The organism is Bacteroidota bacterium (genome assembly GCA_019637975.1).
Classification (GTDB): domain Bacteria; phylum Bacteroidota; class Ignavibacteria; order UBA10030; family UBA6906; genus CAADGV01.
Map to the genome: position 1 here is coordinate 50999 of JAHBUR010000004.1, position 25038 is coordinate 76036.

Sequence of the window (25038 nt, forward strand, 5' to 3'; positions counted from 1 at the left end):
TTTCTGGCTGGTACCATAATCCACGTTCCTTCCAAGCGACAAGATTCTAGTAGCTAATGCGGGAATTAGCAACCATATGCTTGCAGTTTTGTGCCTTGAAGGGTTGCCTTGAAAAGGGCAGGACCAAAACGAATACTCGTTGCAGTCATTTTGCCCTTCGGTGAACAGACTGTTACCATATCTCCTTTTTTGAAGGAACTCCAAGTTACTTTCTTCGTGTTCCTACATAGCTTTGTTACTGGTGTGATATCAAAGCTAAGCACTGTGTCCTTGGCCTCCAACGTGATGCGTTTTGAAGTGATCTCGGATATTGGGAAACTGACAAGAACGAGTTTCGGGTTGATCAAATAGGTTCCCTTCCCCTGCATCATAAGTTGGCCTCCTGCACCCGTGGTAGTTCCGACGAAATTGATCTGATATTCAATGGTTTGAGAACCAAGGCCTTTACTATTCTGCGTGGCAGTGTAAGGCATAACAGCCCTTCCTTTCCGGCTGGCGGTAGAAGAATGAGGCTTCTCGAGCAGCTCCACAATTTCACTGTGATTGTTTTTTTTTGCTTCACTTAAGGCCGTACTTCCATCATTTGCAGTGAGGTTCTCTGACAGGCTCGATAACCTCTTCGTTGCCGCATCAGCCGATGCTTGAGAATATGCAGTACTTGCACTACATCCTGCTAAGACATTGATGAAGTAAACGAACAGAAGGAGTAAAAATGAATACCGCTTGCCCATGTTGTTGACTCCCAAGGTAATATGAGACTTTCGACGTGAGGGGGATTATCGCAATCATATGTTTGCAGTTTTCACCGAATTCTTTCCCTTGATTAGCAGGTTCTCTTCAAACGTCATCTTGACTTACGTGAAAACACCATCAGCAGGATAATCAGTTGTGACAGAACTTTCAAAGCGTCCTTGGAAAGAATCGCAAACACCGCAAATGAAGAAGTTAGGGCGAGCAGGAACAAGATAGCGAATGACCATACTGATAATCCGAAGATCTCCCTGATTTGCAGCAGGACAAAGGTGATGAAAACGACAAATGAGACAATCATTTTCTTGATTAGCGAGCCAATGTCCTTGCATGATATCACGTACGCGTTAGAAGCTTATTCCGGCCGTTACAAGGATAAGAGATGAGGGTTGCTGGCCTTTGCCTATTGTCTGACCACCGGATTTGAATTCGTATTCAGGCGAACTAGCATAATAGCGAACTGAAAGATCGAAATGCGAAATCGTAATCCCGATTCCACCGCCGTAGGCAACAGCAGTAGCTGTAGCTCTCTCAATGGTTACCGAAGCGCTTTGGCCAGTTGTGCTTCGCGCGGAGAGGGTGATTTCAGGTGATAGCCCAATTAACGCGCCAAGCAATCCTTCGCCGTGTATCCTGACGGTCGGCGAAATTGCCCCAATCACACGGACTCCTAACATTGGCCAGATTCCTGTCCATGAGCCTGACTCCACATTGACCGTGACTGTCGGCGACACCGAACCAACACCTGCGATCACAGTACCAAAGTCTGAGCCGTTAAACGAAACTACGGTACCAAGCAGCACCTGAATGGTTTGTCCGCTGCTATTCCATTCTATGCCTGCAGCAAAACCCGATTTCGCGAATCCGGCATCAGGAGTGCTTATATTTGATTCACCGAAATTGCCCACTGGCATTGCAAGACCACCAAACAGCGACACGGAATTGCTTTTCTCAGGATATGTCCCGGTCGGGGTAAACTCTGAATCGAATGGTGGCCGTTCTGCAGTGGAAGGTCTTGAGGGAGGCCTTGAAGGGGGTCTCGATGGAGGCACCGGCGACATGCTCGATTCTCTGGTGATTGAGATAACGTCGTTCATATTCAGTGTGACAAGGCTTGAATCAGCGAGTTGCACAGTCAGGGGCTCGTAGCTCAGGATCTTACCTCGAATGTTGCTGCCACCTTTTAACATGATGACGTCCTGAGTTTCTTGGCTCTGCGCGGCCTTCTCGCTAGTCACCGCTCGGGTTGTATCTGCTGTCGGCGATTCGAGAATCCAAGTGGAGTTGGCTGTTGCTGATATGATTGTAGGGAAGACCAGGCATAAGAGTGTTTTATTCATGATTCACATCTCCAAGTATTAGGGTGCATTCTCTTATTCTGATACGCCCATACTTCCCTGGAACAACTGATATTGATAGCCTTTGTCCGTCTGACTGATCTGCAAGGCACTCCACATAGTACGTCTTACCTGCCTCTGCCTTGAAGACAAACTTGGCTGGTCCTCCAATAGCCTGGATCCCCGTAACAAACAGCTTGAAACGGACGGCAGAAGTAATTTCGACTTTCCCTTCCTCAATGACCACCGGAAAGTATCCCATCCTTTCCAGAATACCGATTTCTGCACCATTAACCTTCAGGTCGAACTCGGTGCTTTTGCCATCGTCAGGACGATAGAGATATGCAATGCTGCGACCATGTGGGATGCCGGCCACCTCCTTGAAAAGCGGTCCACGACTTGAAGAGCAGCCGACACTTGATAAGGTAATGGCAAAGAGCAACCCCAAATGGAACGTGTCAATTTGTCTCAAAAGAAGTTTCCTCCCAGCAAGAGTATAGGGCAGTTACACTGACGACCCAGCACATCTCAACTGCTTTCAGAAAAAAACGTTATAGGATACGGCCAATCCACCATTGTGGTGTCGTTTGATATTGAGGCCCCTTAGAAGCGCGGAGCTCTTGCTGTAAACCGTACTCCAATCCTCAATGGCCTGTCCTATTAAGTAACCAACCAACCCGCCTCCAAGTACGGCGAGCGGTATTATGAGCGCAGTCGTAAGCTCCTCATCTGTAACCAAGCCAGGAAGGTTTGACTTTTCAGGTTCACTCCCCAACGAAATAGCTAACCCAATGCCACCGCCCATGAGAGCGCCAACCACCCCTCCGGTTAGTCCATAGTCGCCGCTATACTCTTCCATCCTCGCGACTTCACTCAAACTCATTGCGTACCTAATCGGAGAGTCTTTTACATAGTACTCGACGGAATCACTAGTTAAGACCATGTGCTGTCCATTGATAAGAACGTTATCAGCAGTATAGATTCTACCCTTGTTAATTGCTTTGGCTTCAACACGCTCATTTCCTTGCCCGAATGATGACTGGTTCATCGTGACCAGAAGTACGAAAATAGCTATCTCTTTCATGTTAACCTCACTGATGATATTGAATGTACAGTTGATTCTGCTGTTGTGCGAATAGAACGACTATGATCATCATTACAGCGCCAGATGGAATCTCCTGCAACGGAATTTGAATATTCAGATCATCTCTTCGATTGTCTCATTCTTCAAGCTTGACAGTAGCGAAGATCGAACTGAAAGGACGGAAGCAAGATTGGACAGTGTGCTTGTGGTTTGGCACCGACCACTCGTTCACTTGGTATTCGTTCCGGCTTGCCTTGTACGCAGAAAAAAAGCCAGACTTTTTGAGTCTGGCTTCCTTGACAACGGATGCACAATGGTAACGTTACTTCACGCTTTTCAGCGCCTCGACATACCTCTTGTTAGAAACCGGCTTGTCATGCCATGTTTCGCCATCCCAATAGCGGATTGATTTTTGGTATTCGCTCATGTAAAGCCCTCGGTCCAAGCGTCGTATGCGCCCTTTCTCCATGAGATCTTCATAAACAAGATCAAAATCGTCTCCAGTACCGATGCCGGTAACGGTGAGGTCCGTTTTGAAGTACGCCCATAGTGAGGGGGACAGTCGGTCTTCCTGACGCTCACCATCGATGTCGGCATCCTCCAACCTCAGAACGAAGGTAGATGAATCTTCGTAAAAGATACGCCGCGCCCAATTGTACTTGTTTCGTAGCCCAAAAACCTCGCCAACAACCGTTCTTGGTATCCGGATGTAAGAGCGCTCGGTGCCTGCATCGTACCCATCCACTTGATACTCAGCAGTGAGCGGAGAATGTCCTGACATGAAACGAGGGTCAAGTACAACAACACACGCAGATCGCAAAGCGTTGTTAGTTCCACACAGTAGGATTTCTGTGATACCATCCCCATCCAAGTCCCACGGCAGTATATCCACCAAGTGACCAATGTGAACATAATGCGCTAGTTCTTTCCCGGTTGCTGCATCGAGCTTCATAACAATGCCGGGAAAGAACGGCGAGAGGCGTCCACTAATAATGACTTCATAAGAGCCATCATTATCAAAATCTCCTGCAATGAGCGCGTTTGGGACCAGCTCTTTCCCTTTCACGTCGGTGTTATGCGGAAAGTGGAGAGTCTTCTCCATGACTTTCGACCAAAGAGGGGTTTTGGTGCCTATCGATTTACAGTCAATTCTTGTAGGAAAAACGCTTGCCACCCAAATAACCTCGCTCACCCCATTATGATCAACGTCGGCAAAACCTACAAACACCGTTCGAGGACGCCGAAGATCGTCATCCTTTGAGCCCTTTACGATTGTCTCACCAACCCATATTTCGTCCACTGTCTGGCCTTGCTTGTTCTTTATGAACAACATCCCACCCTTAAATTCAAATCCAACTGGATTCTTGTCGAGCGGACCGTACCACAATCGCCAGAAAGCGACAACAAGAAAGAGAAAGGCTGCCGCAGCAATCGGGAACCGCCACTTCCATAGCCTTCGCGCGGCGTGCTTGTGAATGGGAACACGAACCAGGTCGGAAAGCCGGCGGTCGAAAAACACCTCGCGTAAATCAGTGACGCCGACAAGAGTGAGAGTTCGATGTGGATATTTTTCCGTCAATGAGCAAAGTGCTTCTTCAGCAGCAGCAAGTTGTAGCTTCGGAAGGACAAGAAATTCAATCCATGAAAAGAAGGCTGCCTTCACCTTCTCGGGCAGGGTTGCCGACTTGACCTCCTGCACGTAACCTTTTTCGTCAATGGCACCCGTTAACGCAACTGTAGGTCTGATCCGATAGTACTCCCGCTGCATCGATGAACGGAGTATTTCACAGCAGGTAAGCGCCGCTATGCCAAGGTTTGCCGAGAGTCCTTCGTGCATAGCATGTTCGTCTTCAAAAACCAATCTGCCGGCAACAAAATGCTTGGCTGCTTCGGGATACTTTTCTGTAATCAGATTGCGGGTGGCTGCGATTGGCGCGGCAATGATGTCGGCTGAGGTTGTGTCGGCTCCAAACACAGCAACATCTGCATAAATTTGGTCTTTACCATTACGAGATTCACCAAGGACCTCCACGCTGACACGACGGAGGCCGCTGTCACCCTGTTCTGAATGTACCCTTACCAGGGAATGCTCGACAACAGGAATCACCACACTACGATTGGCTCCGGATATTGCCTTTACCCAGATGGCTTCGATTTTCTTCAGGGCAGAAGTCGTCTTCTCATCCGTGGACCTTTCCACTGCCTGACGCAAACGATTCAAGGGGGGAATTGACGGATTTGTCTGGATTTCCGTGACCCAAGGTTGCAGGTTGCCTTCCTGCAACACAGACATTGCTTTGGCAAGCTCTCCAGCATATGCAAACAATGTCGCAGCAGCGAGCTTCATCTCGTTGATGTCAATGCCGTAATCACGGAAGACCACAATATCATTGTGGACCAACAACACATCTTCGGGATCACATCCAGTCAGATCGGCGTTTGACAGGATGTTTGGAAGATACTCGGTCAGTTCTGTGAGGTACGGTTCTCTGGAAATCTGACTCTTATTCAGCATTCCGAGAAATCTGGCCATCGCGAACAAATGCTGGCGGGCTGAAGATGGAAAAGAAAGCAGGTGCTTCAGGTCTTGAAAATGCTGTTCGATATCAAGGGGGGAGTTCACTACGTCACTACAAGATTGTTCAGAGCTATCCAGTTCATAAGCAGTGGTTGGCACTCACGGCAAAGTTGAATCAACAGTAGAGCCTGATTGCAAGTGTATCGGGAATACTCGCCATTGTGCAGGTTCCCGCCCCGTTCTTTAAGGGGATAAGAAGTGCTCTCCCGCTACCGTCAGTTATCAGCGCCCTTGTGATCTCCTTCTCAGACGCTGACTGTGCATTAAGGTGAAGGGTGGCCCCGTCATAATGCACAGAGAGCGTGAAGTCGGCCTCACTTGATCGAGAATGGCCTTCGTGATTGACAACATCTTCCTTGGAATACTCAAAATGAGCGGCAGCCGTGTAAAGTAATGCAGGCATTCCTGCAACTTCCTTTGTCCGATACGTCGCCGGAACCTTGAACTCGGCAAACCCTTGCATGTCCGTAACACACTCTACTGCAAGTTCCGGGAAGACGACGATCCCATATTCCCGCTTTCGTACATCATCGGTCAGAACGTAGAGCTTATATGTGCCGTGCGTTTTATCATACAGAATGCGGGCAACAATACTCTCTTCTTCGGAATGTAGTGCAAACGATTCAAAGCGATGCTCTATTGCAGTATCGGCAGCTAATACAGTTGTGAAACCTGAAGGGACCGCTCTTGGCCCCGGTTTGTATACGAGAGGGCGCAACGGAACAACTCCACTCACCGGAAAAATGGAGTGTACAAAAGCGGCCGCCTTCGGTGTCCGAACATATGGACGAGCTTCCACCTCGGAATAAAAAGACTGCAGAAATTCAAGAGCCTTGAGGCATACTGGGCAGGATTGCAGGTGTTCTCTCGTTGCTGCAACCTCGTCCTCGTGAAGGGTATCCGGGGCACGCAGGTAACGCTCTAATATAATTTCATCAATGTGTTTCATGTTCCCCAATCTGATTCGTAACGGTTAGCATGCCGTGCAGAAAAATCAGAGCTCATCTTTCACTTTTTTAAGGAGAGCTGCACGTGTTTCTTTCAATAGATACTCTAAGAATACTCGATGCACTGCGTGGTACGTCTCTCTGGAGAGGTTGTCGCATTTGTCCGCCAATCTGGCGAATAACGATGTACCGTCCCCATCATTATGAATGAACTCAGCCTCCAGAGACTCTGAAATCACATCGAAGTAGATGCAGTACATGGTTTCCTCAATTTTGTTCTTGCCTACATAGCTTTGCTTCTTGTCGAATTTGACTGTTGCTATGCATTCCTCGAGAAACGTTCGTAGCTCTTGCTGCTCAAATGATCGATCGTCCTCGGAGGCAATGGAGCTCATTTCGCCGAGACTTTCAAAGGCCGAAAGAAGAATCTGTGCGAATCCAACCAATGGGAATGCCCTGCTGTAGCAGGCCTGATCAGCGAGCTGTTTCGTAAGATCATTGAGAAGCACCCTCAAGTTCCGATTTGCACTCACCAAAGGAACAAGATACACTTCCAACAGCTCGGGAGGTATCAATGGCAGCGTAAACGCAGACGGGTTCGCATCACCAAAACAAACCCACCATTTGTCATTCACGAGCTTAACTGATGCCCGGGAGGACGATTTTGTATCTTTCAAATTTCGAATCAACTTGCGAAGATTTGGGTCAGACTCGCCGTACGCTTTGAAGATTCGGTTCGATACTTCGCTGAATACGAGTCTTCGGGTAATGCCGTAGAGAGCGGTTTCATCCATTGCCGCAATGGAGAATTGAGAATAATAGTCAACCAGTCTAGTGAATTTGTTTTCCTTGTCCCTCTCGAAGAGTTCGGCAATGCAATCAACCGCAAAGTCTTCCAAAGAAAGATGAAGAAGGAACCCTGCCAGCCTGCCGGATTTCTGTTTGGTGTACAAGTAGGCAATGGCGATCTTGTGAAATTCTTCGAATACCAAACCAACACATTTTTGTGAGGGGAAAGGCGAGATAGCACCCGAAATGATTTCTTTCAAGCTCATCGGAGACGGGGAATCATGAACTAACTCCGGAATGTGTAGACTAAAGATACGTTGAGAGATGATGATTTACAATAGAAACCGAAGAGATTGGGGCGGCCCCTGCCGTGCATCATCAGCAAGGTCTGGAAAGAAAATCAACTGAGGGGGATGAGGGATGCAAGCAGGAATTCGATAAGGGCTACCGGGCAACTGAAGAAAAATTGCGTCTTCGCTACTGTGACATCCTTAGATTATCATTTCAAACACGGTATGATAGTGCGAACGTGTGAGCAAAGATTTTGGTGGGTTGCTGGCACAGCCCTTCAAGCGTGTGAGTTTAGATTTTGGTGGGTTCCGGGCACAAACATAGTCAGGAACCTCGTCCGCTTTGTGGACGGGTCCTGTTCCGGGCACAGCCCAAGGGGTATCGTTCACGCGGTACCCCTTGCTGTTTTGGATTGACGCAGCGAGCACGATCCCTCCAAAAACAGAAATGCCCCGCACGTCTGCGGGGCATCTTATTTTGTTCTTTGCATTGTACTTCTCATGTTATCTCTAACATCAGATACTCCGCAATCGCGGCGGTGTGCACACGGAAGTCGCCGCGCTGTATCTTCCCTACCAGCGGATCTACTGCACGGTCTCCGTCTTCGTTCCGATGTTGCCGGGACGGTCGTTAGCCGTTACCACAACAGAGTACGCCTGTCCCGCAGGGACCTGCGCTGTTGCGGTATAGACCCACCGGTCGAGCAAGCCTCCCTCCTTCACCGCGTTGCCGCTTTCCACTTCGTTGCCGTTCGCGTCGTTGATGCGGACTTTGACGCTCGTGACTTCGAAGTCGTCTGTGGCACCGATGATGATTGTGCCTCCGGGCTCACGGTTGTACTGCGAGAGGTCGATGGAGTTGACCTCGGGAGCATTCAGGTAATCGCCGGAGATGAGACCAGCTACGGGACGGTTTCTGAGTTTTGCCGCCTCGTCGTACGGTGCACGGGCTTCCGGATCGGCAGCAACAAGTTTCACGTAGCGCCCCGCAAGACGCACGCGGGCTTGCTGTGTAACCTGCTTCTCCGTAAACGGGGCGTTCCGTTTCGGCTTGCGCCGCATCCCCGCTTTCCCGTAGCTCTCGTAGAAGACGACGTTTCCCATCCGGCCCGAGAGACCGTCGAGGAATGAGCCTAACCTTGGAGTTGCCATTGTAGTACCTTTCAATTAGTGGTTGATGTATGATTTAGGTATTCACTCCGGCCTGAGTGTTTTCTTCGTCGTCGTGCAATGCCCGGAACCACTCACTACTCCGGGCGTATCTCTCCGGTGTACTTGTCTCAAAGAACATTTCTTGCTACTTGTCCGCTACTTCCTTGCTATCTTGTCGCTACTTGCTTGCTACCTTGTTGCCTTTCCGTTGCTTTTTGGTATTGACTGTTGACGATCTCTACAGATCGGTTACACAGATGGCGTGCCAAAACAATTCGTTGCTGAAGTGTAGCAAGAAAATTGAGGATGGGGATCTGAGAGAGGTAAAAATGGGGATGTACTTCTTTCCTCAGAGGAAAATTTTGCACCGGCGGCTCGTGACCGGGGCGTGTGTACACGCGGCTCTCGAAACACACCCCCCGCCTCCGTTTCACTTCGGCGCGGCAGGCCTCCGTCTCCCCTCTCGCAAACGCTCACGCCAACACACAGAGGGGAGTGTGTTCACCGGATTTTCTTTACCGCGCTCAATCCCATTCCCCTCTTGCCTGCCCGCCGTCTTTGTGGCGGGAGAGGGCTTGCCCCGACGGAGCGCTTTTGGCGCAGTCGGGGTGTCCCGACGAAGCACGCTTTTGCGTAGTCGGACGGGGTGTGACAATCGCATCTCAGATTCAGCGCTCAACAACTACTCCCCTCTTTGTGCTGGCATGTGTGCTGGGGAGAGGGCTTGCCCCGACGGAGCCGCTTTTTGGCGCAGTCGGGGTGTCCCGATGATCCCGACTTGTCGGGAGAATCGGGACGGGGTGTGTTCCGCGCCCACTTGCAGCAATCAACCCACCGGGGATTGGCAATCAGGACAACAAGAAGAAAAAAGTCCCACGAGCAGCCCCGGCAAAACCGATTTGGCGGTCTGTAACGGCGCAGGGAGTGTCGTATTTGCCGTGACAGCCGAGAGTAAGCAGTACGTTTCTTCAGGGTTGGCGTGAGCGTTTTGTCTTTGATTCTGCGTGCCCCAGCACTTCACGGCATAGCTGGACAAATTCTGCCAGGCTGAGATCACTCTTTGCATCGTTCACGCGCCATGAGCAGATCCTAAAGTTCGGTGCATCCATACCATCGTCCACGTGATCGACGGTTGGCAGGTCGCCAAAGTTCTTCTTATACGCTCTTCCGCCAGCTTGAGCTGCATCATTATCGTAACGGGAAATGAGTTCCCATTTGAGTGGAAGACCAGTGTACGCATCCACACCATTGCTCGCTGTGACAGCTGCGTGAATGGCTTTCTTGTAACTCCCAACCTTTGCAGTAGTATTCCCGCGCTTTCTGTCCCGGCGGACATGGGCATTCGCTTTTGCATGCAACCATTTCTGGTATACACGCTCGGAGCACTTGCCATGAAGAAAGAAAGGTAAGGTGTACTTCATGAGCTCTCCTTGGTGCCGACAACGATACTTTCATCAACGAGTTCAAAGGGTGATGTCTCACGTTGGTAGTTAGCCCAATGAGAACGGTACTGAGTCTGCTCAAGCAAGTGCATGTCAACGTTGTCCCCATCAGGGCCTTCATCCAGCCCCCATTCGACCAGAACACCTCCAAGATTTGTCAAGATAAACCTTGGATGCATTCTTTTTCCTCCCGCACCTTGTTCCCAAGCTTCAAACCTCTTCCAACGAACGAAATTGACGCTGAGAACTTTTGGAATAATATTCCCCAAGAGCTGGGTGCACCCCTTTGAAAACTTCGCCTTGTCCAGATTGCCCGAAGCAAGCAGGTGATATTCGATTCTCGTCTTTTGAACAGTGCCGCGAGCAACTTTGCCGAGGAACAACTCAAGGGGTCTTCGAAATCTCTCCTCGGCTGCGTCGAAGTGTGCATCAACGAAGAGAATCTCAGTACTCATCTGAAGCAAACGACCGATTGCAGCTGCCATCGGCTCTGCTTTCCGTTGTACATTCCGCTGGCGGGGCGTGTTCCACAGCGGCGTCTCTTCCGATAGATCCTTCGCTATGAGAATATTCGGATGGCTTCGTGGGTTCTGATAGGAAACAATAGCATGAAACGGTTCCGCTTTGTGTGCCTGCTCTGCATTTGCCAACCAATCAAGAGTTTCCGAGTAGTGACGATCGGTCTTGCAGAGCCGGTCGCCTATTGTGTGGAGCCTTTCTTCGATTCGTTTGAGTTCGATTTCCTTGCAGGCCTTTTTGCATGCCCGATAGACTACACGTTTCCATTTCTCGGGGTACTCGGCGATAATACGGCCATTGTGGACACCGCAATGGTCGACAACGTAGCGGAAGTCTTGCCAGTTACTGATGGAGGCCGGCTCGATTGCATATTCGAATACCATGGCTAGAACAGCTCCTCCGCCCGCTCTGCGAAGAAACCGCCGGGCCATTTCTGTACGAAGTCTCCCTCCGGCGTGATATCTAATGGAATCACCGCAGAACCATTGGCTCCGGGCTGAACATAAAGAACCTGAACATCATTCGGGGTTATGTCGGGAACTTTTTTCTCGGAGCTTTCCCTGATCCTTCGCAGAATCCTCAGTATCAAATGCTCACTATGCGTCTCCAAGATAAACGTGTTCTTCCGTTCACCCAAAGCAGACTCAATGAACACATCGCCGAGTTCGGCTTGCAAGGCCGGGTGAAGATGAATTTCCGGCTGTTCGATGGCAATAGTCTTCTTCTCATTTGCAAACGCATAAACGAGAACTGGCAATGCTTGGCTTATACCTATTCCCACGTCACGATGGCTGACGGGTGTGTCTGTGCGCAGGTCAATCAACACGAGGTCTCTGATTTGGTCGGGTGATGTTTGAGCAAGTTTTCTTGCCAACTCTTGTCCTCGCGAAGGCTCACGAAAGAATGCTTCAATTTCTTCTTTCGTGGCCTTTTTCATTTCCACTTGAGAGAGATCGATTCTCTCAAGCAGACGGTCATTGTACTCGTCAAACATCGCATCGAGTTCTTCAGAGAGGTAGGTATCAGCGATGAGATCTCTCACGACAAGGGCGTAGGGGGTTGAGAGACGGTCGGGGCCAAGCCAATTGTTGACCATGTTGCGAACTTCAAAATTGCGACGAACAATGTCCCAAGCGTATCCTCCGCCGGCTTGCCAGTTGGCATCGAGTTCCTTGGAGAAGGCAAGATGTCGCTCCGGATAGGAACGTAACGGCCCGAGGTAAACGATAGACGAAAGCCAGGATTCGAGCTCTTTTGTAGAAGACAACACCATATCTGAGAGCTTGCCCGGAAGGAACAGATCGATTGCCGCATTGATATCGTCTGTACGCGTACTGCGCCCAACTGGAATTATTCTGTCGGGGCCTTCCTCCGGTCCCTCCCCGGCAAACCCCAGTTGGGCAGGAAGTATCCCTTTGAAGAAGACGCCGGCGCTTGCCATGAACTCAACAAGATGGGCCTGCACTTGCTTCACGTCATGATCACTTGTCACAGTTACCGTAGTTGACATAAGAACAAGTGCTTGTATCAACTCCACTATCAATGGATGCGAAGCGATGAGGTTAAGTTTGTACATGCCATTCTTCGGACTGCTGACTTGCGCAATATCCTTGCCGTCGACTGCAATTGAAAAGGATTCCACGCGCGGAATACCGACCGGCACAAGGTTTCCCGTTGGAACTCTGATCGTTACAGGTTTTCCTGTACGTGGATCCGTGGATTCCTTTTCCACCATTTCTTCCTTGTGCTCCAAACCAATCAATATCTCGAATCGTATTGTGGAACCCGCGTGAAAGACGGAGAACGATTCGGGGGCAATCATCTCAAAACAGAGTGAGAGTCGCCTCATTGAATCAGTTCTATGGATGTACTGTCTGAAACCTCCCAGATCGACGGCATCACCGCCTACCTGCGTGTGGCTGATATCAAGCTTTCCAGTCTTGGTTGCTTCATTTGCCAGAAGCAGGGAGTGGATAATACTCGACTTTCCCGAACTGTTCGCCCCAAAAATAAGCGTGAGCGGACGAATGGGGATGGTCTGCGTTTCTGCAAACGCTTTGAAGTTGCCGAGGCGGAGGGATTTGATCATTGCGGATTGCGGATTATGGATTTCGGATTGTGGTTGTTGGGTTCTGTGGTTTCGACCTCACCCCCGTCCCCTCTCCTCGGAGGAGAGGGGTGGGTTGTGCTCAGTTATTCTGCCCCTGAAGGCAGTACACATTCGTTTCATGTCGAACTCATCCCCCGCCCCCTTCTCTTTCAAAGAGAAGGGGAGGTTTGTGCGCGGATTCGATAAGTCCCTCTCTTCACAAGAGAGGGATTTAGGGTGAGTTCCATCGGGTGTGAGTTGATTCAAGAAACACCTCAATTATTCTGCCCCGGCAACCCCTTGGGATAGAGCAGCACAACATCCGGCGTTTGCGGGGTCTGTTTGATTTTCCGTTCAGCATCTTTTCTGTCACGTGCTATTGCTGCTTCGATTTTCTTTCTCAACTCAGGATGCGCGTCCAAACTCTCGTTGCGTTCTTCAAGCTTCTCCATTACTGCCCAATACGTTTTGTTGTAGTGAGGATAGCATTTCTCCTCAAGCTCCAGCGAGAGTTGCTCGCCTAACTTCGGACCCTCATTGTCCAACACCCAATGGTTCTCAATATCTGCACGGAGCGTGACGAGGACCGGCGACCTGAGCCTGATGATGAGCTTGCGTGAGATAGGGCCGACTTCATCAAAGAGCCACGCGGCTTCATCTTTGTTCTTTGCGCTGCAAACGCTGACCGTTCCGTCAGCCCAGCGGTAGGCGTAGGTGGGCATGGGCAACCTCTCACTTTTTGTTATCCTCTTCCGAACTCATCCCCCGCCCCCTTCTCTTAGACTCAATGACTACTCAGAAACATGAAAGAACCGTCTGAGAAGTGATTCTATCCGAAATTCGACAGCGTTCTGCCATTGCTTTACGTACCATCCCCAAACAAGCCCAGCGACGCCAGATACCCAAACAATGCCGCCAATGATTCGGGCCCATATTCCCGTGATTATCGTCCCAATCATAAAAGGACACACTAGCAGGACAACAATCGAAAAGATGAAAAAGACTTTGCCGACTATTAGAGCAATTGTCTTGGCACGTCCGCGTAGGGCGAGCATGAGTTCTCGTTGCCTAGTTTCGGATTCTTCTAGACGAACTTGAACTTGTGTCTTCTCAGCGTGGACCGCCGCAATTTCCTGTGAAGCTTCACCTCTTATTTTCTCAATTTTCGCTTCCGCTTCACTTGCATATGATTCCTTTACACGGTTGACAACCTCTGTTAGAGTAGTCGAATCAGGCTCGACATCTTCATCAAATTGGGAAAGAAGATTCTCCGTTAATTCGCTTGCAATTACCGCGACCATTTCATCATCGTTGATTCGGTTTTCCGTGCGCATGTTTTGTAGATGCTTGACAAACAAATCCCACGTTCTTTGCGATGGCACCAGAGCTGCAGAGCATAACGCAATTAGTTCATTGAGCTTGAGGTCTGCAATCGCAGTAGGTTTTTTAAGCCAGGCTATGCTTGAAAGAGCCGAACTGTGAATAACTGGGTAAACACCGATTTGGCCTTGACCCCTGAACCATTCTTTTACATTCTTAACTAATAGCCCAGTAGTTGTTACAAATACCGCCTTTGCTGAGTCGTATGATTGTGGATGACGCCCCTTCCGCACTGTGAGCACAGACGCAACACAATCTACATCGTGAACTACCCGTGGTTCGGTGTCACTTTCTGCTGGGCGTTTCAATCTTCGTGTTAGGTCAGCCTCATCAAGAGTGAATTTGTCAATATGGTCCGGCACTGGCACTATTCGAAACCCCAAGTCTCGAAGGTGTGAACGAAGCATCGCTGACTCTTCACGTACATCGCTGGGCGAGTAGCGTCGAGCAAGAAGGTGCCTTGTAATCGGATAAGCGCGAAGTGTTTCAATTCCTTTCTGGGTTGCCAAATGGCGCTCATACACATGAAGAATTCTCCTGATTTCCTCCACCGTCGTATCGAAGACTGCCAAAGAAACGTTGGTAACTTTTAGTAAATCTAGGGATTCTCTTGCGGCCACTTTTGCTGCGTCGCCTGTAAGTCCCAATGCATTAAGTAGAAACGCCGTATCAAAATATGCGGTCAGATCTTTGAATCTGCTTTGCGCTGTTGATATGTCCTTGAGTAGTAAGGCATTTTGAAGGACATATCCTTCAAGCACGCGTCGAACAATCCGCCGCAATTCTTGATTTGCAAGGCACTCAGCCAGTACGAACCTAGCTACGATCCTCAATTCTTTCGTCCCTAGTGAACGAAATTGGTCTTGGAAGACTGGGCCGCCGCCCTCATCTGTGGAGGGATCAAGTAGTAATTCTACGTGAAATTGTGAGATGAATTCGAAGAGAAGAGCGAGTGCATCGTCCTCGTTTTGCAACTTTAAGTTGTGTTGTTGCGCATGATGCATGAGAGCTTTTGCGATGACTGCATGCTCGGTTTGAATTTCACTCAACCGTTTGCTAATATCAGGCGTCGTTGTTCGTGATACTTTATCACGAAAGTAACGACCACCTTCTCGTCGGACAAGCTTGCGTTTGCTAGCCCGTGTCAAAAGCATTTGCATCGACGTAGTCGGAATTTTCAGACCGTAACGTTCAGTCAGTAGGTTTCTCATGTCTTGCGCTGAAAAGTCATCATACGGAAAGCATATTATGCAATCGGCGACGAATGGAAGAAGCATATCGAGGTGATCTATCCCCGAGTCATAGTTTGCCTTCAGCAATGCAAGAGTGGCCAAGCCTTTGGCAAGTTTGTGTGATGACAGCACAGACACTGAAGCGTTTTTCATGTTTCCTGCAACTCCTCTCAAGAAGTCCTTAGAAATTTCGTGTTTCCCTCCACCCCTTCGTCAACTCCCCCGTGAAGGCGCGGTGAAGCAGCACCGAAAACAACTTTTCCAGATTGTCTTTCGCTTCCGTCCTCGTGTACGCTTGCTCTTCAAGCATCTCCACTTGTTCCCCAAACTCCTTTTGTTTGTCAATCGACGGGACAAGAATTTCAATCGGGTAGATGCGGCTGCCCGAAATCAGTGGCTGGCCCGCACGACCGGCGTACTGGTTCAGGTTGGCCATTCTCAGCGCTTCAGTCAAGTATCTGTCGAGTAGCTCTTCGCTTTTCTCGGCAACATAGAGTGCATTATCTGTAACCCAGCATTTGGGCTTTGAGTAATACACCGCGCCGCAATAAACACCAACTCGACCGATAACGACGACAGGATTTTCGAACATAAACTCTGTATGATAGCCGTTGATACCATTCCCGCCGTATACGGGGTAGCCTTCTGTTGGATGAAGACTTTTGACTGCGACGCCTTCTCCACTTTTGACTCTGATGAGATCACCCAGTTTCTTCTTAGTCAACCCCTTCTCATTCCTCACCGGGTCCCCAAACATCTTGTAGAACAGCGCCGGGAGAATCCGCTCGGCGAGTTGGTCTGCTTCGCGGCGGAGTTTGCGCAGCGCATCCGCCTGGTCGAGTATCTCCACTATCCGCCGCTGCTCGGGGGGCGAGGGGAGGGGAATTTTCAACGATGAATACTCAGTCCCGTTTATATTCGGCTGCCCAGCAACTCGCTTCTTACTCAGAACCCAATTACTATACGTTGACGACTGAGTGAAGTAGAAGACGTAGCGAGAGTCTGCAAGTGCCGGATTCACTCGGAACCTGATCATGTACCCCGCAAAGATACTTCTCCCGTCCTTTGATGAATAGCGATACGACTTTCCTACGGTGTTGCCGCTTCTGGCAAACAACAAATCTCCTTCTTCCAATATGAATTCGCTCTCATCATCTATATCCGCCTCTACTGCATCGTCAGGCCGAAGGTTCCCACTTTCGTCAATGTCAGTGATACGTATGTATCTCGGCCGCAAACCCGACCAATCAATCGCTTTCGCGTTTGCTCCATATTGGGGGCCTAGAATTGATATTTTTCCAAGCGGAAGAGTCTGCCAGTCGCTCATTACTCCACATCCTTTAGTAACTTCCGCAAGGCTTCCGTTATTCGCTGTTCAACTCCTATTGTTTCACAAATCAGTTGAGTTGGATCATCAGTCGGCGCCTTCTCCGCCACCTGAGGCTTGTACCGTCCCGCCGCAAGGTTGTAATCCTCGGCGGCAATCCGCTCAACCGTTGCCCACCAGCATTTGGGTTCTTCGGTTCCGGCCTCGAGCAGTGTGCCTGCTTCAACTCCGGGTGGCGCGGTGAAGTCGGAGGATTTGTATGTCTTCCATTGCCTGAGCAGGTCGGGAATGTCGTTCAACTCCGGTGTTTCCACGCGTCCGCCTCCGCTGATCTTGTCGGGGTCGAAGCCGTCGTTTTTGATTTCGTAGAACCAGATTTTGCGTTGGTCGTTCGACCTCCCCCCATCCCCCTCCTTCGTAAGGAGGGGGAGTGAGGGGGTGGTCGGCCTCCTAAACACCAGCACCCCCGTCTTCACCCCCGCATACGGCTTGAAGACTCCCGCCGGAAGAGAGACGATGGCGAGGAGGTTGTATTCTTCAATGAGCTTCCGGCGCAATTCAACGTGCGCGCTTGTCGAGCCGAAGAGGAGTCCTTCGGGTACCACAACGGCACAGCGGCCGCCGGGGGCAAGGGCTTCCATCATCACGCCCAAGAACAGCAGCTCGCTTTTCTTCGAGTTGGTGGGAAGGTCCTTGCGGATGGATTCCTTCGGCAGCACACCGGCAAACGGCGGGTTGGAGAGAATCACTTTGTACCTGCGCCGCAGGTCTTCGTCGGAAAGTCCGCCAAGGTCGGAGAGTGCATTCGCCCGCTTGATGTTTGCCCTCGGCACGCCGTGCAACACCATGTTCATCGTCGCAATGCGCATCATCTGGCGGCTGACATCGTTGCCGTAGAGTGAGGCCTCGAGCAATTCCCAGTTGGGGACTTTGTCGCCGTTACCCTTGCGGTAAGTCTGGAGCTTGGGTATCTGTTGCTTAAGCTTTTCGATGAAACCGGGGGGCAATTCAATGTCATCTCCGTTTCCTGCCCGTCCGTTAGGCGGGCAGTTCTTCTTCAATCCCATCTTCTCGCGATACTTGTCCACCATCCACTCTTCGCCGTAAATAGGGACTTCAACCGGCTTCTCGGAGTACTTGGCAAGAACGTAATCGAGCGTGTCAATCAGGAAGCCCGCTGTGCCGCATGCCGGATCATAGACTGTATCGCCGAAATCGGGCTCCACTAATTCCACCATCATAGCCCGTATCTGGCGCGGTGTGCGGAACTGTCCGTTGAGTGCCGACTGCCCGAGATGCGTCAGCAGGTACTCGAAGATGTCTCCCTTCTCATCAGGCCCCAACTTGCGGAAGTTGATGCCGTCAATTTCATCAATCACCTGCTTCAGCACGTTCGGGTCAACGATTTCAAGAACGGCGTCACGGAAGTACTCGGCAATGTGCGGCTCGTCTTTGAGAAGGCTGTTCGCCATATAGTTGAACACCTCATCGCGGACGAACTTCACGAGCTTCTCGCCGCTGTTGAAGCGCCACTTGCTCCAGCGGTATCGCTCGGCCTGGTCCGGAAAGAGACGCCTGCCGTTGCCGCCGGCTAACCTGCCCTGCAGTTCACGGGAGTTCTCTTCCTCATCCAACAGTTTCAAGTAGATGAGATAGGATATCTGTTCGATGTACGTGACCGGGTTGGTAACTCCTCCGGCCCACAGGACATCGGTAATGCGATCAAGTTTACGACGGATTTCGGTGTTCATGTGTTGTGTTGGTTCATGGTTCTGCGACCTCCCCCAACCCCCTCCTTATGTAAGGAGGGGGCAAGGGGGTGGTCGGCATCTTGCAAAGCAGAATGCCTCTCAATGGCACGATGTATCTTGTCTACGACTGCATCTACATTCCCTTCAACTTCCTCGTTGCGAAATCTTAAAAACCAAATATGAAACTGCTCAATGTACTTCTGCCGGTCACGGTCAGACTCTTGAGCCTCCGGGCCGTCGTGGCTCTCACCGTCAACTTCGATTGCGAGCTTCAGTTCAGGACAATAGAAGTCCAGAACAAAGGCACCAACGCTGAATTGACGCCGGAACTTGAACCCTCCGAGTTGCCGTCCTTTCAATTGTTGCCAGAGAATCCGTTCGGTGGCGGTCATGTTGTTGCGCAGGAATCGCCGTTTGGTCTTCTCGGAGGATCTGTTGTAGAACAGGGTCACGCCGCGCTCTTCGTAAACACAGTTTCATTCAAATCATTCACAACGTCTCTCAAGCCTTGCTCGCCAAACAACTCGATGCCCAGACCTGCGGCGTTGAGTATCGAAAGGGGCGGCTTGAACAGATCCTCCATATCCACTTTGCCTTTGGCAATGCCACGGTTCTTGAGAAGGGAAAGATATTGCGCCTGTTCGGGGGTGAGCGACTTCGTTACCAGCCACGCCTGGAAGTTCTCGACAATCTCTTCCTCGCGGCTTTTCACTTTTGACCCGCTAAGAACTTCCTTGATGAAATCAATGAGCGTCCCCGCAGGCTTGCGGTATGCCCGCCTCAGGTTATCCTCGTTGAAGTACATCCTTGGCTGGTTCAGCCGTTGAGAAAGTTCGTTTTCCTCCTCTTGTGTCAAGGCATAGCGTTCACGTTCATCCTCGTTTGCCGCTTCGGCCTGTCTGCGAATCTTCTGGAGAATCGGATCATCGGGCGCCGTTTTCTTGATGGTGTCTTCCCACGTGGACTGATACTCGCGACGATCAATACGTTCTCCATTGATGCCCACTTCGACATACTCAACGCTGTAGAGCCATTCGTCCTGAAGGCCAAGCTCAACCAGCTCACGCGCTGTCTTGGGTCGTGATGGAGTCCCTCCGCCGGAATAGCCCCCGGTACCTGTGAATACATCCGTGTCGCTGTCATTGAAATACTGATGATTCCCGAAGAAGTCATAGATAACAAACTTCCGCTTGTCAATCTTCGGGCATGTTCTTGTGCCGCGTCCCCGCATTTGCTGGTAGAGAATCGGTGACCGGACACGGCGGCACATCACCAGATGAAGAATCTCGCGGCAATCGAAGCCGGTGTCCAACATTCCAACGCTGACGGCTACCATCGGGTACGTTTCGTTCTTGAACTTGCGAATCAGATCGTCGGCGTTCGGTATGTCGCTGGTAATGACTTCGGCATAGCGGCCCTTGAGATCGGGATGAAGACTGTTCAGGATCGCCGTAAGTCGTGCGGCATGATTCTTTGTAATTGCAAAGACCACAGATTTCCCCGGACCGACCTGCTGTCCGGGGGCAAGCTCTTGGTAGTTCTGCCACGCGAGTCTGTCGAACTCTTCCATCATGAGACGGTTGGACTTTTCGTTCGTCCACTTCTTCTCAAATTCGGCGGGGTCGTAATGTTCTTCGTCGACATCCGCACCCTTTGCAAGGATAACGGTAATCCCTTCAGCGAATTTGTATGGCGCCAGATAGCCGTCTTTGAAGGCGTCTTGAATTCTGAAAGAGAAGTCAGGCTCTTCGTTCTTACAGTTGTAGAACTGGAACGTATTCCGCTCAATGTACATTGCCGGAGTTGCGGTAAGTCCGATATGCAGAGCATCGAAATGGGTCAGGGCCGTTTGCCATGCGCCATAGATTGAGCGGTGGCACTCGTCCGCAACAACGACATCAAAGTACCCGCTCGAAAAATCCTGGTAGCGTGAGGTCATCGTCTGCAAGAGGCAAACGGTGATTTGTTGCTCCTGCCGCTCGCCACCCGATTTCAGCCAGTAGCTGCCGTGAGTGGTCAGCAAGTCCTGCAGCGCTTCAAGAGCCTGTTTCGCAAGCTGCTCCCGGTCAACAAGGAAGAGAATTCTCTCAGCGCGTCCGGCTTCGATCAGCCGTTTCAGGTACAGCGCGACAAGATCGGTCTTTCCGGTTCCGGTCGGAAGCTCAATAAGGAACCGTCGCTTACCAAGCTCCACAGCATGGTCAAGCGCTTGCATCGCCTCCTTCTGGTAGCTCCGAACCTCCCGTTGCTCACCCTGTCTGATGTAGAAATCCGGAATGGGAATCGTTGCGAGCGGCTTTCTCTCTTCACGAAGGTGGAGAATCTTTTCAAGATCCCTCTGCGAGAAAAACGAATTGACGATACGGGCATCATCATTCGTGTAGTCCCAGAAGTAGATCAGTTCGCCATTCGTCAGGAAAATGAACGGGGCATTCAGACTCTTGGCATAAGGCAGGGCCTGCTGCTTTGCAATGTAGGGGTGAAGGGCTTCTTTCTTCGCTTCGATAACGGCAAGCGGGCGACCGTTTTGCCCGCAAAGGACATAGTCTGCAAAACCGGTTGGGTGTGCAGAGGAAAAATCCGCTGGCCTGGCAGCCGGTGTAGGGTTATAGCCCGGCGTCGGCTCCGCCACGTTCTGCGAGCCAAAAATCGGGACCTGAGTCCGAACTTGTTGCTTGTCGTTCAGGTCCCAACCAACAGCTTTGAGTTGTTCGTCTATCTTGATGCGAGCGTCTTGTTCAGATGGAGACATTCCCCTGATTGCTCCCGTATGTTAGTGATGTTCACGTTCCGCAAGTTCTCGATACGTTGGCTGAGACGAGGGCTATCGAGTCACTCACGGTCAACGACATTCCGGTCTCTGCATTGTGCTTCTGGCACAACGGAATAATATACCAACTATTATCGGTTGAACCATCCTTTTGCACGTGTGCACCAACTTCGGGTTTCCTTGTGCACGTTTGCTCGGGACAGTAGGCTGGAAGTGATTGGCCGCCGTAATTCTTCCAGTGCGCCAACCAACTTCCGCATTTGCAGGTATTTTGGCTTGTGCCGTTGATGTTCTTTACTTTCATGGGATTGGCTCCCCTTGTTGTTGTACATAGTTAGCTTGCCAATCCAAGATAATGCACGAGCTGAACCCGCAGATTGCGACAATGTTGTGGCAATGTTCGCAGGACTCACTTGGTGATTCTAATCTTGTGCGACGGCATCTGTAATCCATAGAAGAGAGCGTGCCGTTTTCCTTCGGTCGTGACCATCAAGAGTTTCTGTAGTGCCGGGTTCTTTAGAGCATTTTTGATCTTCGTGTTCAACTTCACAATGTTGGCCCGGAAAGTCCCGACGCTGAGATCATTTCTTGCCGATAGCATGCGTTCAAGCTTGTCACGGAACAACTCAGATTCCGGAAAGCTCTCGCGGTGGAAGGTCACGACCTTCTCCAAGAAATGGCGGGGAACTGCAATTCCTGAAAAGCGCTCGAACTCTTGAGCATTGCGGTCCCGCTCGGCAAAATAGCGGTAGTAAGAGAACTCTATGGGGGAGAAACGAATCTCTATACCGCCGACAAGCACCCTTCCTTTTGACACTTCTATTTTCAATTCCGGAACAAGATCGAGCTTTTCCTTCTTAAGAAACTCGTTCTCCTGCTCAAGCCTGATGATCCGTGGTAACCCCGTTCCAAGTCGGATCGGTGTTACGGGAGCCTTGCCGAATCGTGGTTCATTACTGCGGATAAGCTCCAAAGGAAAGTCCCCCGACTCCGCCATCAATATCCAGCATACTTGCATCGCAGGTGTGCCGGAAGCTATTGCGGCGGTGAACTTCTTGCTTTCAGCCGGCCCCAAGGAATTACAGAAAGCAAGAAGCTTCGGATAAATCTCGTTGTGGTCGGTCACATCATCACAGTCAAAACGGTGGAGCTTGACTGTGTCACAATGGCCTCGGTTGACGATCTCATCTCTGACATATTTCGCGATATGTTCAAATGAAAGGTTCTTTGCCTCGCTAGTGTTCCAAATGAGGTGTACTTCTTCAAATTGTCTCTTCTTGAAAATGGTAAGGATCGCGCCATCGGAATCCCCTTTTAGTTTCCCGGCATCATTGGTCCCGACAAATGACAACAACACTCGCTTGAGTTTGACTCTCTTCATCGTCATGACAGTACATACTCCATCAGGGCAGGTGTATGCGGTTTTCTTGAATGAACAGTGAGCATCCTACATGTATCAGGTCTTTTGTGCCAAATCAACGACCGCATAATGCACGGTCACAATGAACATATGTACGCTCTCAACGTACGGCACCTCGCCCTGTCTTCGAGATGGGTAACACTTGTAGATATTGTTGTCCGCATACCTGGTAATGCGGACGGTAGGGGAGACAAAAATCCCTGCTAAACGATAGGAAAAGCAGGTGAGATTTTCAAGTTATTTCCCCGGGTCGCAGTGGACTCACCTCCATAGCAACGGAGATTGCAGCTATTACAGATTGTCGAGAAGTCCCCGGTAGCCTTTGCCGATGGGAATGGATATTCCGTTCACTTCCACTTTTTCAGCCGTATAGGAATCAATCTTACCGATCGAAACAATGAAAGAACGGTGAATGCGTTTGAAGAGACCCGCTGGCAACAGGCGTTCGATTTCATGCGTACTCATCTTGGTAACGTATTCGTTTTTTGCAGTAACAATCTTGACGTATTCCCGCTGACTTTCGATGTAGACGATTTCCGGGAAGAGGATTTTCACCTTCTTGTTTTTCACATTCACGAACAGATGTTCTTTTGTTTCGAGGGCAGCTTCAGGTCGCAGCCTTTCCCGCAACGCTGTTCTCGCTTTGTTGGCAGCAACAAGGAACCGTTCAAAATCGAACGGCTTCAGCAAGTAATCCGTGACGTTCAGATTGAACCCCTCCACGGCATATTGGTGATACGCAGTCGTGACAATGACGAGCGGCGGGTGTTTGAGGGCTCTCAGGAAGGCGAACCCCTTCAGCTTTGGCAGATGAATATCCAGGAACATCACATCGACGGGATTCTCCTGCAGGTACTCGTTTGCGTAGATCGCATCCTTGAACGTTCCCTGCAGTTCGAGGAACGGCACCTGCGAGATGTACTCCGCCAGGATTTTGACCGCCAACGGCTCGTCTTCTACGATGATGCATTTCAACTTAGACATGGGTCGCAAGGTTGATGGTGAGTGTTGCGGTAAAGGACGATTCGTTCTGATGCACAGAAAGATCGAATTCGCTGTACAACAATTCCAGTTGGCGTCTGAGGTTTGAGAGGCCGATCCGTTCGTTCACCTCCGGTTTCTGCGAAGAACCCTCAAGAGAGTTTTTCACCACGAACGTGAGCCGCCGCTGATTCACAGAGAGATGTATATCAACAAACGGATGATTCCGGGTTTCCGAGACACCGTGCTTGAACGCATTCTCCACGAGAGGAATCAGCAACAACGGCGGCAGGGCCTGCTTCACATCCTCCACGTCATGACTGAAACTGACATGCAATGAATCATCGTAGCGCAATTGTTCAAGGGCGATGTAGTCATTGATGATCTTCACTTCATGCTCTACCGGCACAAACTCCCCCTTGGTTTCATAGAGCATGTAGCGCAATATCTTGGACAGACGTACGATGGATTCGGCAGTCAGGTCGGACTTGTCTTTCGCCAACGAGTAGATATTGTTCAGCGTGTTGAAGAGAAAGTGGGGGTTGGTTTGTGACTTGAGGTAGTTCAGTTCGGCCTGTTGTTTTTCGATGCGGAGTTGCTGCGCGGCATGTTTCAGCTTGTTGTGCTCAAAGAAATGCCGCGCAGTACCGAAAATGATCAGCGACAGGAAAGCAAAGGGGAAGCCGTAGCTGACTCCCTCCATTATTGAATCGAATGTCCTCAACTCGACGTAGAGGTGCAGTCGTATTCCGATAGATCTCCAGGCATACACACCGAATGAGTACAGCATCAACTGGAGCCACACTGCAATCAGGAACAGGGGGATTTTGAACACAAGGCGATTCCTCCGGCGGATGAATGCGAGGGTGTACTCGTAGAAGAGGTAATTGATGACGAGAATAAAGCATCCCCGCCAGAAATTATTCAGCACCCTGGCCGGAAAGTGTCCCCCGAAGGTTCCCACGTCAACCACTACGCCCAATGCAACATACGCAAGGGCAACCCAAAGATAGAACCGTACCCGTTCTTTGTCGATTGGCATTATCATTTCATGCGGTGCAGGTGTTGTCACAAGATCGCTAAAATCCCGTTCTTTTGTCAGAGTGCAGTCTACGGAATGCCCTTCTTTATCTACAGAATACCCGGAGAGGTCAATCAAAAAACCGGCGGAATGCCGTATCCTGTACCGGGCACGATTCC

The 25038-nt window shown here is 50.4% G+C and carries 20 protein-coding genes; all 20 read right to left on the reverse strand.

Features of this window, described 5'->3' with window-relative positions:
- Positions 1–65: 65 nt before the first annotated feature.
- Entirely contained in the window at positions 66–731 is a 666-nt protein-coding gene (locus tag KF749_02905) for a hypothetical protein (GenBank protein MBX2990097.1), read from the reverse strand.
- 366 nt (positions 732–1097) lie between these two features.
- Positions 1098–2090 (reverse strand): hypothetical protein, encoded by a 993-nt coding sequence (locus KF749_02910; GenBank protein ID MBX2990098.1) that lies wholly within the window; start codon positions 2088–2090, stop codon positions 1098–1100.
- On the reverse strand, positions 2083–2559 hold the full coding sequence (locus KF749_02915; protein ID MBX2990099.1) for a DUF2846 domain-containing protein: 477 nt from the start codon (positions 2557–2559) through the stop codon (positions 2083–2085). Before KF749_02915 ends, KF749_02910 begins: the two co-directional genes overlap by 8 nt.
- Before the next feature lie 66 nt (positions 2560–2625).
- Entirely contained in the window at positions 2626–3171 is a 546-nt protein-coding gene (locus KF749_02920; protein MBX2990100.1) for a hypothetical protein, read from the reverse strand.
- Positions 3172–3493: 322 nt separating this feature from the next.
- A complete protein-coding gene (locus KF749_02925; protein ID MBX2990101.1) occupies positions 3494–5704 on the reverse strand; it encodes a hypothetical protein in 2211 nt (736 codons plus the stop codon).
- Positions 5705–5864: 160 nt separating this feature from the next.
- Positions 5865–6698: a hypothetical protein gene (locus KF749_02930; GenBank protein MBX2990102.1), complete on the reverse strand. Its 834-nt coding sequence runs from the start codon at positions 6696–6698 to the stop codon at positions 5865–5867.
- Positions 6699–6743: 45 nt separating this feature from the next.
- Positions 6744–7688 carry a hypothetical protein gene (locus tag KF749_02935; protein MBX2990103.1) on the reverse strand — a complete coding sequence of 315 codons (945 nt, stop codon included), beginning with the start codon at positions 7686–7688 and terminating at the stop codon, positions 6744–6746.
- A gap of 672 nt (positions 7689–8360) precedes the next feature.
- Positions 8361–8927: a hypothetical protein gene (locus tag KF749_02940; protein MBX2990104.1), complete on the reverse strand. Its 567-nt coding sequence runs from the start codon at positions 8925–8927 to the stop codon at positions 8361–8363.
- A 968-nt stretch (positions 8928–9895) separates the two neighbouring features.
- Entirely contained in the window at positions 9896–10201 is a 306-nt protein-coding gene (locus KF749_02945; protein MBX2990105.1) for a hypothetical protein, read from the reverse strand.
- A gap of 143 nt (positions 10202–10344) precedes the next feature.
- The gene (locus KF749_02950) at positions 10345–11271 is read right to left on the reverse strand and encodes a hypothetical protein (protein MBX2990106.1); all 927 of its coding nucleotides are present in this window, start codon (positions 11269–11271) and stop codon (positions 10345–10347) included.
- A 2-nt stretch (positions 11272–11273) separates the two neighbouring features.
- Entirely contained in the window at positions 11274–12977 is a 1704-nt protein-coding gene (locus tag KF749_02955) for a DUF3696 domain-containing protein (protein MBX2990107.1), read from the reverse strand.
- Between the two features lie 275 nt (positions 12978–13252).
- Entirely contained in the window at positions 13253–13699 is a 447-nt protein-coding gene (locus KF749_02960; protein MBX2990108.1) for a hypothetical protein, read from the reverse strand.
- Positions 13700–13768: 69 nt separating this feature from the next.
- On the reverse strand, positions 13769–15742 hold the full coding sequence (locus tag KF749_02965) for a hypothetical protein (GenBank protein ID MBX2990109.1): 1974 nt from the start codon (positions 15740–15742) through the stop codon (positions 13769–13771).
- 28 nt (positions 15743–15770) lie between these two features.
- Complete coding sequence (locus tag KF749_02970; protein ID MBX2990110.1) at positions 15771–16916, reverse strand: restriction endonuclease subunit S; 1146 nt, start codon at positions 16914–16916, stop codon at positions 15771–15773.
- Positions 16916–18667 carry an SAM-dependent DNA methyltransferase gene (locus tag KF749_02975; GenBank protein ID MBX2990111.1) on the reverse strand — a complete coding sequence of 584 codons (1752 nt, stop codon included), beginning with the start codon at positions 18665–18667 and terminating at the stop codon, positions 16916–16918. The genes KF749_02970 and KF749_02975 overlap by 1 nt, the downstream gene beginning before the upstream one ends.
- Complete coding sequence (locus KF749_02980; GenBank protein MBX2990112.1) at positions 18664–19119, reverse strand: endonuclease domain-containing protein; 456 nt, start codon at positions 19117–19119, stop codon at positions 18664–18666. Before KF749_02980 ends, KF749_02975 begins: the two co-directional genes overlap by 4 nt.
- A complete protein-coding gene (locus tag KF749_02985; GenBank protein ID MBX2990113.1) occupies positions 19116–21419 on the reverse strand; it encodes a DEAD/DEAH box helicase family protein in 2304 nt (767 codons plus the stop codon). The genes KF749_02980 and KF749_02985 overlap by 4 nt, the downstream gene beginning before the upstream one ends.
- A gap of 427 nt (positions 21420–21846) precedes the next feature.
- Complete coding sequence (locus KF749_02990; protein MBX2990114.1) at positions 21847–22824, reverse strand: hypothetical protein; 978 nt, start codon at positions 22822–22824, stop codon at positions 21847–21849.
- Positions 22825–23148: 324 nt separating this feature from the next.
- Complete coding sequence (locus KF749_02995; protein ID MBX2990115.1) at positions 23149–23841, reverse strand: response regulator transcription factor; 693 nt, start codon at positions 23839–23841, stop codon at positions 23149–23151.
- The gene (locus tag KF749_03000; GenBank protein ID MBX2990116.1) at positions 23834–24886 is read right to left on the reverse strand and encodes a histidine kinase; all 1053 of its coding nucleotides are present in this window, start codon (positions 24884–24886) and stop codon (positions 23834–23836) included. The genes KF749_02995 and KF749_03000 overlap by 8 nt, the downstream gene beginning before the upstream one ends.
- Positions 24887–25038: the final 152 nt, after the last annotated feature.